This is a genomic window from Mitsuokella sp. UBA4253, assembly GCF_002395285.1.
Taxonomy (GTDB): Bacteria; Bacillota; Negativicutes; order Selenomonadales; family Selenomonadaceae; genus Mitsuokella; species Mitsuokella jalaludinii.
Map to the genome: position 1 here is coordinate 1 of NZ_DGWR01000016.1, position 12,061 is coordinate 12,061.

At 58.4% G+C, this 12,061-nt stretch carries 7 protein-coding genes; all 7 read right to left on the reverse strand.

All coding sequences use genetic code 11. The features are described from left to right. The coding region (locus B2X55_RS08790) for a hypothetical protein (protein WP_286821805.1) at positions 1 to 1,868 on the reverse strand (1,868 nt) is incomplete at its 3' end. A gap of 241 nt (positions 1,869 to 2,109) precedes the next feature. Then, positions 2,110 to 3,843: a ShlB/FhaC/HecB family hemolysin secretion/activation protein gene (locus B2X55_RS08795; RefSeq protein ID WP_286821807.1), complete on the reverse strand. Its 1,734-nt coding sequence runs from the start codon at positions 3,841 to 3,843 to the stop codon at positions 2,110 to 2,112. A gap of 288 nt (positions 3,844 to 4,131) precedes the next feature. Then, positions 4,132 to 5,403, reverse strand: coding sequence for an NAD(P)/FAD-dependent oxidoreductase (locus B2X55_RS08800; protein WP_286821808.1), 1,272 nt, complete (start codon positions 5,401 to 5,403; stop codon positions 4,132 to 4,134). A 427-nt stretch (positions 5,404 to 5,830) separates the two neighbouring features. After that, entirely contained in the window at positions 5,831 to 7,213 is a 1,383-nt protein-coding gene (rpoN, locus tag B2X55_RS08805) for an RNA polymerase factor sigma-54 (protein WP_286821810.1), read from the reverse strand. A 134-nt stretch (positions 7,214 to 7,347) separates the two neighbouring features. Continuing rightward, complete coding sequence (locus B2X55_RS08810) at positions 7,348 to 8,643, reverse strand: hexokinase family protein (protein ID WP_286821811.1); 1,296 nt, start codon at positions 8,641 to 8,643, stop codon at positions 7,348 to 7,350. Positions 8,644 to 8,693: 50 nt separating this feature from the next. Further along, positions 8,694 to 10,613, reverse strand: a complete 1,920-nt coding sequence (locus tag B2X55_RS08815) for an ABC-F family ATP-binding cassette domain-containing protein (RefSeq protein WP_286821812.1) — start codon at positions 10,611 to 10,613, stop codon at positions 8,694 to 8,696. A 92-nt stretch (positions 10,614 to 10,705) separates the two neighbouring features. Next, positions 10,706 to 12,043: a hemolysin family protein gene (locus B2X55_RS08820; protein WP_286821813.1), complete on the reverse strand. Its 1,338-nt coding sequence runs from the start codon at positions 12,041 to 12,043 to the stop codon at positions 10,706 to 10,708. Positions 12,044 to 12,061 lie beyond the last annotated feature (18 nt).

Sequence of the window (12,061 nt, forward strand, 5' to 3'; positions counted from 1 at the left end):
CCGTAGACCGTCGTGTACGAAGAATTGATGTGGTCTTTGTAGTTATTCTCATCAATCGTATACGGCGTGATCGTGGCTGTACCGGCATTCTCCGCGATTTCGTAGTTCTTGTTCAGCGCATTTCTGGTATCTGCCGAGATAACCGCATTGACGTCATAGTCGCCTACGTTGTTCGTATGCGTATCGTCTACCAGCGCTTCCGAAGTACCGTCAACCGTCGACGCATATTTCGCGGCATCGCCATTGACCAGGCCCGCAATCGTGCCGGCATCCTTCAGACCATTCTTGACGGCATCAACGTCGCCATACGTAGCCGTAAAGTCTTTCGCGTCAATCGTCAGTTTCGCCTTTTCAACCGTTGCCGTGTTGTCCAGCGTTGCCGACGTCTTGTCCGTCAGACCGTAGTTCTTCTTCATCTGGTCGCTGAGACCGGTGAAGGATACCACCGTGTTGTAAGCATTTTTCGCTGCATCCTGCGTCTTGCGGTCGCCGCCGTTTTTAACGAGAGCATCCGAATCCGTGATCTCCAGCTCTGCCGTATCACCATTGACACCCGTGAAGGCTGCCTTGCCGAATTTAGCAGTCTGGCCGTAGACCGTCGTGTACGAAGAATTGATGTGGTCTTTGTAGTTATTTTCATTAATCGTATACGGCGTGATTGTGGCCGTACCGGCATTCTCCGAAATCTCATAGTTCTTATCCAGAGCAGTTCTGGTATCTGCCGAGATAACCGCATTGACGTCATAGTCGCCTACGTTGTTCGTATGCGTATCGTCTACCAGCGCTTCCGAAGTACCGTCAACCGTCGACGCATATTTCGCGGCATCGCCATTGACCAGGCCCGTAATCGTGCCGGCATCCTTCAGACCATTCTTAACAGCTGCAGCATCGCCATACACAGCCGTAAAGTCTTTCGCGTCAATCGTCAGTTTTGCCTTTTCAACCGTTGCCGTGTTGTCCAGCGTTGCCGACGTCTTGTCCGTCAGACCATAGTTCTTCTTCATCTGATCGCTGAGACCAGTGAAGGATACCACCGTGTTGTAAGCATTCTTTGCTGCATCCTGCGTCTTGCGGTCGCCACCGTTTTTGACGAGAGCATCCGAATCCGTGATGTCCAGCGTTGCCGTATCACCATTGACACCCGTAAAGGTTGCCTTGCCGAATTTAGCAGTCTGGCCGTAGACCGTCTCGTACGAAGAATTGATGTGATCCTTGTAATTCGTCTTGTCAATCGTGTACGGTGTAATGTTGACGTAGTTCGTACCATCATCGTGGACGTTGTAGTTCCGCAGGACGTCGCTCTCACTGTTGAGCGTTGCCTTGTAGTTGTACTTGCCGACGTTGTTCGTCTTCGTCAGTTCATCGTTGTAGGCCGTACCGTAGTTGCCATTGTCGATGACAATATCGTCCGTATCGCCGTTGATGAGATTGTAGGTCGTCATCGTGCCATCGTCTGTCTTGACCGTACCATAGACTGTGTCGATGCCCTTGCGAGTAATGACCAGGTCAGCCGGCGTAACGCTGGCGCTATTAGCAATCGTCATACGATCATTTTTGCCAAGAGCCTTGCCATTCAAGGTGTAGTTCTTCAGATCAAAACCATCTGCACCGTAAATATTGTCGAGCGAAACTACCGTATTGTAGATATTCTCGCCAACATCCTGCGTGATGCGAGGCTTCTTGTGCGTCAATGCATTAGAATCAACAATGGCAAGATCAAGTTCTCCATCACGATTGATGTTCTTGAGCTTCGCTGTACCAAAGTTGTTGGCCGAACCATACTTTGTCGTATACGTTGCATTCAGGATATCTGCAGCCGTAAGCTCATGAGGCTTGATCGTAACCCAGTTCTTCTGAGTATCTATCACATCGTAATTCCTAAGGACGTTCGTGTCACTCTGCAAGCCCTTGTAGAACTTATATGTTCCCGCATTATTGGTGCGCTTATTATTATCCTTATAGGCACCACCATAATTTTGGTAATTGATAATGCGGATAATGTAAGGTTTTCCTCTCAAATCGCAAAAAAAGCAGGCCCCACAAGGGGTCTGCTCTTTTTATTCATTCATCGGTGCAAATCGATTCGATTTTGATTGGAGGGAACGGTCATCAGAAGTAGACGCCGCCGCGGATCCAGAAGCGGCCGCCCGTGTGGCTCGTGTCGCTCGTCGGCTCTTCGGAGCCGAGCTTCCAGGCGTAGTCGGCGCGCAGGAACCAGTCCTCATAGCGCGACCAGATCAGGCCGAGGCCGATGCCCTGGAGATTGCGGTGATTCTTGGCACCCGGGTTGAGGCTGCTGTCCTTGTTGATCCAGACGCCGCCGTGCTCGAGATACGAGGCGAGGTGCAGCTGCTGGTCCTTGGCACCGAGCGGCAGGAGCCAGCGCAGCTCTGCGCGCGTCAGATAGCCCGTGTCACCCGAAGCCTCGCTCGTCGGATAGGCGCGCACGCCGTACGGGCCGCCGAGGGAGAAGTGCTCCGAGGAGTCGAGGTTGTTGAACGCATACTGGCCGCGAGCCGAGAGCAGCAGGTAAGTGCGGTCGTTGAGATCCTGGCGGCGCAGGATGTTGGCGCGGACCTTATTGTAGGTGCCCAAGGTACGTGGGTCCGCTTCAAATCCACTATGCGAATCATTGCTGATATGACCGAGCTTGTACTCAAAGCGCCAGTCTGTCGCGCCCTTGCGGTCCTGTTCATCGCCATAGAGCGAAAGAACACCGGCATTACCTGTCTTATCCGCCCACGTTATACCGTGAGCACGATATTCATCCTGGATGTCGCTGTACTCATAGCGGATGCCCGTGTAGAGGTTGTGACGCTGGCTGCGCTGGATGGCGTAGTCGAGGCCGAGCGAAGCGACGCGCGAATGGCCGAGTGCGTCGAGGCCTTCGTAGTCATCGCCGAGCTGGTACGTCAGGACATTGTAGCCCGCCGTGAGCTTCATGCCGTCGCGGATGACCGGGATCGTGTAGTTGGCGCCCCAGTTGAAGAGCTCGTTGCCCGTCGTCGTGATGCCAACGGCTAGGTGGTCGCCCTCATGCGCGAGGTTCAGGAAGTCGTAGTCGACGCCGTACTCGTTGTAGCCTGTCGAGCGGTTACCGTAGTTGTCGATGGAGAACAGGCCCTGCTTGCCGTTGTGCGGATTGAGGTCGAGCGTCACATGGACCGTGCCCGGATTCTCGCCCGTCGTCAGGACGGCCTTGGCGTCGGCACCCGCGAGGTCGGAGAGCAGCCAGACGGCGCGCTCAAGGTTGGCGCGCGTCAGATAGTCGCCCTTCTTGAGGAAGGCCGTCTCGCGCTTGATGACGCCCTCGTGGATCTTCGTGTTGTTCTGGATCGTGATGCCGTCAAAGCGTCCGACTGTTACGGCGTACTCGACGACGCCGTTCTCGATCTTCTGAACCGGCAGATAAGCGTGTGCAGCGATGTAGCCCCTGTCGCGGAAGTAGCGCGAGAGCGTGTCGGCGCCGTCCTGCAGGTCCTTGAACGTCACGAGCTTGCCCTTCTTGTCGGCGAGCAGGCTCTTGAGGGATTCCTCGCTGTAGATATCCTGGCCCGTGATCTTGAAGTCATTGACCTGAACCTTGAGCGTGTCCGGCAGATCGAGGCTCGGGCGCTGCTCCTGCTCGACCTGGATGTCAGCATTGCCAAGTGAAACGCCCTGCTTATCGAGTTCTTTTTTTGTCTGTAGGTCTTGCTGCAACGTGCCAGCGTCCGGTCTAATCGGCTCTGCCGCCGATGCCGAGCCCATATTCAGTAAGCCAAAGGCCACGGCTGCAGCCAGCATGCTGAGGCAGTTGCCCGTACTCTTGGCAGCATGTCTGCCATGTCTTCTGTGTTTCATCAAAAAGCCCTCCTCTTTTTCTTCACGAGTTCCTCTCTCATTCATTGCTGCATTTCCTTGCTGTCTATCTTATCCTCATTTCCTTCCAGAAGGTCTCAGAAGCAGAGTTAAGCAGAGTTTGCCTATATTCAGTACTACATTTCGCTTTCTTGAACGCCAATTCCTGCTCAATAAGAAAAATTCTTTCTAAATACCGCCAGGAATACACAAATAGACACTTCTTGCCCATTTGTCCAACGCAAAAGAACAGGCAGACTCCAAACGGAGACTGCCTGCCCAGAAGATCTGTCAATCTTTGATATTCGTGATGATACGGCCGAGGCGCGTGCCGGAGAAGAGGTTCCAGGTCCACTTGATCGCAACCGTGAAGTTGGCATGTGCACCGGCGAGGCGCAAGAGGTGGACGAACATCCATGCGCACCAAGCGATGAAACCCGTCATCTGCGGGTTCAGCTTCGTCTTGTCGACGACAGCTTCGCCGCGGCCGATCGTGGCCATAGCGCCGAGGTCTTTGTAGTGGAACGTCGCGAGGTCCTGCTGGCCGCGGATGAGCTTCATGATGTTGTCATGCGCCGTCTGTGCCTGCTGCATGGCGACCGGTGCGACGGTTGGCAGCGGGCGCTCCGTGCCGTGCTGATAGTGCGCGCAGTCGCCGATGGCGAAGACGCAGTCGCTGCCTTCGACCTGCAGTTTCTCGTTGACGATGATGCGGCCGCCGCGGTCGACTTCGCCGCCGCAGTCCTTGATGAACGGCACAGCCTTGACGCCTGCGGCCCAGATGACGGTCTGCGTCGGGATCGTCGTGCCGTCCTTGAGCTTGAGGTCATTGCCGTCGTAGCCGACAACCTGCGTGTTCAGCATGACGTCGACGCCTTTCTTGCGCAGGACCTTGACGGCGTGCTCGCGCAGGTTCGGGGCGACCATCGGCAGGACATTGGCCGTAGCCTCGATGAGCTTGACGCTGACTTCGCTGAAGTCGAGGTTGTGGAACTCCTTCTGCTGGATGCCGAAAAGCTCCGTCAGGGCACCGGATTCCTCGATGCCCGTCGGGCCGCCGCCGACGACGACGAACGTCAGCATGCGGCGGCGAACTGCCGGGTCCGTCTCCTTGTTGGCGCGCTCGAACATGTGCAGCACGTGATTGCGGATGTGGAGTGCCTCCTGCAGCGTCTTCATGCCGTAGGAGTGCTCTTCGACTTCCTTCATGCCGAAGAAGTTCGTCGTCGCACCGGCTGCGAGGATGAGGTAGTCGTAAGCGAGCTCACCGTGATTCGTCAGCAGGACCTTGCGCGCCTGGTCGACGCCCTCGGCCTTAGCCATGAAGAACTCCACGTTCTTGCACTTGCGGAAGAAGGTGCGGACCGGATACGCGATTTCATCCGTCGAAAGGACAGCCGTCGACACCTGATACAGGAGCGGCTGGAAGAGCTGGAAGTTGTGGCGGTCAACGAGCATGACGTCGACGTCTTCTTTCGCAAAGAGCTTGGCGAGTTTGACGCCGCCGAAGCCTGCACCGACAATGACAATACGTGGTCTCTTCTGATTCTGCTGATCTGCCATGATGAGTCCTCCCCTGACAATACACACGAAATAAGGAATGATGGAAATAATTGCATAATTGTAGTGAAAGTGAAAAAATTAACTTTCCGATGAAAAAAATCACATCGTGTAAGCGTCCTTCACGTACCACGATGATTTCGGCGAGCTCTCCGGCAGAGAATGTGCATTTTTTAACTTACCTGTCGGCACTTCTGCACGCCGTTGTTTTCTTTTGGTTACTATCATAGCACGTTTCACGAGTATTGCAAGTCATTTCGCGCTTTTTTTCACAAAGTTATTGTTCATTCCCATTTTTCTGTCAGGTTTCCATTTGTTTTGCTTCTATGAATCGCGGCTATGTCATTCCATGCATAGGAGGAATGTAAAAAAGGACTGGTTCTGAGACGAGATGCACAGAACCAGCCTCTATCCGCAACAATCCCCAGGCTCAATAGCGCTTGCGCTTGACGGATGAGTCGTAGCCGAGCTGTTCGCGGTATTTCATGACGGTGCGGCGCGAGAGCGCGATGCCCTCTGCCTTGAGCAGGGTGCAGAGCTTCTGGTCCGACAGAGGCTTCTTGGGATCCTCGCCCTTGATGAATCTTTCGATGGCCGACTTGGCCTTGGCAGCGGCGACATCCTCCCCTGTATCAGTCCGCGCGCTGCGCGCTGTAAAGAAGCTGCGCAGCGCGATGACGCCCGTCGGTAGCTCGGCGTACTTATTGGCGACGGCGCGGCTGACGGTCGACTCGTGCACGCCGATGGTATCGGCCACCTCCTTCATCGTCATCGGTTCGAGGAAGGCGGGCCCCTTCTCGAAGTAGGCTGTCTGGCGCCGCACGATCTCCTCGACGACGCGGCGAATCGTCGTGCGGCGTTGCTCGATGCTGTTGATGAGCCAGGCAGCCGCGCGCAGGCGGCCCGCGATGTACTTCTGCGTCGCCTTGTCGAAGGTATCGGACTGTCGGTAGAGCGCGGAGATGTGGAGCTGTGGCACGCCGGCCTCTTCGACTTCGACCTCATAGCCCTTCTCGCCCTTCCGGATGATGACATCCGGCGTGATGTAGGCGGAGTCCGCCGCGCCATACGCGGCGCCGGGCTTCGGATTGAGGCGGCGCACGATGTCGACGGCCATCTGGACCTCGGCGGGGCGCACGTGCTCGGCGGCGGCTATCTCCTTGAGGCGGTGCGCGGCGACTGCATCGAGATGGCGGTCGATGATGGCGGCGACGAGCCCGTCGTAGATGCCCTGGCGCTGGGCCTGCAGGCGCAGGCATTCGGCGAGATCGCGCGCGCCGACGCCGGCCGGCTCGAAGCCCTGAATGACTGCGAGGATGCGCAGGACCTCCGCCTCGCTGCAAGCCATCGCACGGGCAACCTCAGCCACGGGCAGTGTCAAGTAACCGCGGCTGTCGAGCGAGCCGACGAGGAAGGTCGCGACAGCGCGCTCTTTCTCTGCCCCGTGCTCACCCTTAAAGGTGAAGTTGACCTGCTCGAGCAGCTCTTCCTCCAGTGTCACATGAAGCGGTGCCGGTGCATCGAACTGGCGCTCGTCTTCATCGGTGAAGTAGGCCGGCTGCTTGCCGCCACCGTCGAGGTAGTCGGCGAGCGCGCGAACACCTGCATGCGCAGGGCCGCCCTGCTCGTAGAGCTCCCGACGCCCCGACGGATAGTCCATCTCGAGCACGGGGTTCTCCAGGTATTCTTTTTCAATGGTCGCGCAGAGTTCCTGTGCGGAGAGCTGCAGGATCTCGATGGCCTGCTGCAGCTGCATCGTCATCGCCAGATGCTGCGAGAGATTCATGCCAAGTGACTGCTCGATGCTCGTCACCCCCTTCTCGTGTCTTTTTATTGACTCTCATTATAGCATACCCGCATAAAAAATCCACTGCACCAATGGCACGGGTGCAGTGGATTGCATGTGTGACAGTCAGACCGTCGGATAGTCAGGTTTGGCGGATTGCCTTATGCCTGCTGCTGCGACATGGCAGCGGCGATGGCGGCGCCGAGGCCCGAACCGCCGTTCTCGAGTACGGTGTCGACGAGCGATGCCGACTCACCGAGCAGCTCGGAGAGGGCGCGCATGATGTTCTCTTTCGCCAGCGGCATCTTCTCGTAGACGGAGCCGTCGATGGCGATGTGCTGTTTCTTGATGGCTTCATCGCCAGCCAGCTGCCAGATGATGCCGACATAGGTGGCCGTGACGAGACGCGCGGAGCGGACGACGAGTGCCGCTGCGAGCTCCTGCAGGCGCTGGCGGTCGACCTCCTCGAGATCATGGCCCGTCTTCGCGCTGACGATGCGGCCGACTTCCGAAAGACCTGCCGTCTCGTCGAGGATGATGTTGCTCATGTCGATGCTCGTGAAGCCGTACTTCTTGCCCTTCTCACCGAGCAGCTCAGCGATGGCCATGCCGAAGAGCTCGCCCATGTAGCGGCCGGAAACCATCTTCTCGAGGCGCTGCTCGCCCGGCTTCTCGGACTGAGCATCAAATTCTGCGTCAAAGCGGTTTGGCGCGAGCTTCATGAAGCCGCCGGACTCGAGGTTCAGGATCATCGGGCGCTCTGCCTTGCCCTTGAACGGCTCGAAGTAGCAGGTGTTGTGTCCCGTCGCATAGATGGAGCCGATGTAGGTGTCGGCCTGCTTGTAGGCAGCGGCGAGCAGGACGGCGACCGTGTCGTTGATGACAGCCGTCGGCTCGACATTGTCGATGCCCTGGCGGTGCAGCGCTTCCTTGAGCAGGTCATTGACGACCTTGCCCTCGACGCCTGCCGTAGCGAATTCCTTCGTCCAGATGATGAGCTTCGCGTTGTAGAGGTCCGTCTGCTCCGACGGGAAGGAGAAGGTGTGGCCAAGCAGATACTTCGTCGTGTGGTCGCCCTCGATGGCCTCATCGACGAGTTCTGCGATGAAATCGAACTGCTGCTCGGCCGTCGAGCCCTCGCCGACGAAGTCGTAGACGCCCTCGACGCGCAGCGGCTTGGCGACTTTCTTCAGGACTTCGAACTTGCCGTGACCGTCGAGGCGGATGCGCAGGACGCGGACATTCGTGCCGCCGAAGTCGAGTGCGAGGTACTCGCCCGTCTCCTCGCCCGTCGGCAGACCGACGTACGACTTGAGCATGCGCAGCGACGACTCATCCGGATTGTCAAGGCCCTTGCGCAGGTCATAGCGGAAGTCGGCCGCGACCTCATGGAGGCGGTCTCCGTCGACCTTGAATTCTTCGATGATCTCAGCAAACTGGTTCTTGTCAAATGCCATGATTACCTTCCCCTTTATTTGAAATAGAGATAAATGATTCGCGTGTTGATTCAGGAGTCCTGCTGTTCGGCGATCTCTTCGAGATAAGCCCAACGCTCCATGAGGTGATCGAGCTCCGCTGCGAGGCGCGTCTCTTCGCGGCCGAGTTCCGCAAGGCGCGTGTAGTCGGACGCATTCTGCTGCATCTCGAGCCGGACGACTTTGAGCTCGCCCTCTTTGCTCGCGATGACGCCCTCAATCTCTGCGTATTCCTTCTGCTCGCCAAAGCTCAGGCGGCGCTTCGCTTCGCGTGCGGGGCGCTCCTGCGCCCTTTTCGGCTCGCGCTCCTTCTTCGCCTCGCCGGCAGATGGTGCAAGCTGAGCCTTTTCGGCCTCTTCCTCGCGCTCCTTCTCCTTGTAGTAGGAGTAGCCGCCCGCGTAGAGGCGCAGGCTGCCGTCGGGCTGGTAGACGAAGACTTTGTCGGCCAGGCGGTCGACGAAGAAGCGGTCATGCGAGACGAAGAGGATCGCGCCGCGGAAGTCGTCGATGAACGACTCGAGCACGGACATGGTCTCAAGGTCGAGGTCGTTCGTCGGCTCATCTAAGAGCAGGACGTTCGGCTCCTCCATCAGGATGCGCAACAGGAAGAGGCGGCGCTTCTCGCCTCCCGACAGCCGCGCAATCGGCGTCCACTGGAGCTCGCCCGGGAACAGGAAGCGCTCCATGAGCTCCTTGGCCGAGATGCGCGAGCCGTCCGCGAGCGTGATGGCGCGCGCGGCCTCCTGGATGTACTCGATGGCGCGCAGGCGCTCGTCCATGCTGACGGCGCGCTGCGTGAAGTAGCCGATCTTGACCGTCTGGCCAATCGTCACCGTACCGCTCGTCGGCTGCAGGCGCCCCGCAAAGATATTGAGGAGCGTCGACTTGCCTGTGCCGTTGCGGCCGAGGATGGCCACGCGGTCATTGCGCAGGACGGTGTAGGAAAAGTCGCGGATGATCGTCCGGCCGCCCACCTCGTAACTCACATGGTCGAGCTCGATGACGGTACGCCCGAGGCGGCTGCCCGCGAGCCCGATCTCGACCGTGCTGCGGTCGAGGTCGACTTTCTTGTTCTTGACCTCCTCGTAGCGCTCGATGCGGGCGCGCTGCTTCGTCGAGCGGGCCTGTGCGCCGCGGCGCAGCCACTTGAGCTCGTTGCGCAGGAAGTTCTGGCGCTTCTGCTCGCTGGCCTCCTCGCGCTCGATGCGCGCTTCCTTCTGCTCGAGGAAGGAGGAGTAGTTGCCCGTGTAGGTGTAGGCACTGCCCTTGTCGAGCTCGAGGATCTTCGTCGCCGTGTTGTCGAGGAAGTAGCGGTCATGCGTGACCATCAGGAGCGCGCCCTTCTGGCCCCTGAGATACTCCTCGAGCCAGGCGATCGTCTCGCTGTCGAGATGGTTTGTCGGCTCGTCTAAAAGAAGCAGGTCACACGGCTGGATGAGCGCCGTCGCGAGAGCCAGCCGCTTCTGCTGGCCGCCCGAGAGCGTGCCGGCCTTGGCCGTGTAGTCGCCGATGCCGAGCTTCTGCAACACGGTCTTGGCCGTGCTCTCGACCTGCCAGCCGTCGAGCTCGTCAATCTTCTCCGCATACTGCATGATGCGCTTCTGTATCGCGGGGCTCTCAGGGTCCTTGGCCGCATCGGCCAGGGCCAGCTCATAGCCGCGCAGGGCGTCCATCAGGGGCGTCATGCCGCGAAAGACCTCCATGAGCACCGTGTGCTCCGGGTCAAAGACCTTGTCCTGCGCGAGGTACTCGATGCGCAGGCCGCGCATCGTGACCATCGTGCCGTCATCGACGGGCACGAGACCTGCGATGGCCTTGAGGAACGTCGACTTGCCCGTGCCGTTGACACCGACGATGCCGACCTTGTCCCCCGCGTCCATGCTGAGATTGACCCCGGCAAAAAGCTGCTTCTCGCCGTAGCTCTTCGTGAAATTCTCGAGTGTTATGATCATCTGTTATCTTCCTGTTTCCACCTGATACGTCTTATTATACTGTCTTTTTCCCGAAAATCCTAGTACAGGAAACGGAATGAGATTCTTAGATTTTACGGCATGTCGACAATCTCATCGTGCTCCTTCACGAGGTCCTCGGCGCAGTGGATCAGCACGCGCGTAATGCGCACGCCGTCAACTTCCTCGACGTAAAAGAGATTGCCGCCGGACGCCGCCATCTGGCCGACGCGCGGCGTCTGACCGATCTGGTCGTAGAGCCAGCCGCCGACGGTGTCGACGTCCTCGTCCTCGATGTCGATCTCGAGGATATCCTCGAGTTCTTCGAGCAGCATCTTGGCGTCGACCGAGAAGATGCGCTTGCCGCGGCGCTCGGCCGTCGGACGCTCCTCGTCGAACTCGTCCTGGATGTCGCCGACAATCTCCTCGACGATATCCTCGATCGTCACCATGCCGGCCGTGCCGCCGTACTCATCGACGACGATGGCCATCTGGGAGCGCTGCTTCTGCATCGTCTTGAGAAGCACGCTGACATCCATACTCTCCGGCACGATCAGCGCCTTGCGCGCCAAGCGGCGCAGGTTGGGCTTGCGCCCCTCTGCCATGACGCGCATGAGATCCTTGACGTGCAGGAAGCCGACGATGTGATCCTTGTCCTCGCGGCAGATCGGGTAGCGCGTGAGCTGTTCCTCGAGGATGGTCTGGATGTTCTCCTCCATCGTGTTCTCGAGGTAGAGGCAGACCATATCCGTGCGCGGCGTCATGATCTCGCGGACGTTGAGGTCGGTGAAATCGAAGACGTTGTCGACGAAGTCGACCTCCGTGTCGTCGATGAGGCCCTGGCGGTGGCTCTCCTCCATGAGCAGGCGTATCTCCTCCTCGGTGTGGGCATCGTCGCCCTCCGAGGCCGTCTGGAAGCCCATGCGGTGCGCGACCCAGTTGGCCACGTGATTGAGCAGCCAGACGAACGGGTACATGACGCGCTGGAAGATCAGCATGGGCAGCGCCACATTCAGCATGATCTTCTCGACATTCTGGATGGCCATCGTCTTTGGCGTCAATTCGCCGAGCACGATGTGCATCCCCGTGATGATGGAAAAGGCGAGTGCCAGCGAAATCGTGTGGCCGACGACATCGTCGAGGCCGACGGCGTGCGTGATCGGCAGGATCAGCGTCGCGACGGCCGGCTCGCCGACCCAGCCGAGGCCGAGCGAGGCGAGCGTGATGCCGAGCTGTGTCACGGAAAGAGATGCGTCAAGGTGGTCGGTCAGCTTCTTGGCGTACTTCGCCTGACGGCTGCCCTCCTGGATGAGCGTCTCGAGACGCGAGGGGCGTATCTTGACGCAGGCAAACTCTGCCGCGACAAAGAAGCCGTTCATCGCGATGAGAAAGATTACGAGCAATAACTGGAATAATATGGGCACAATGTCCAAATCAGAGGAACCTCCTAA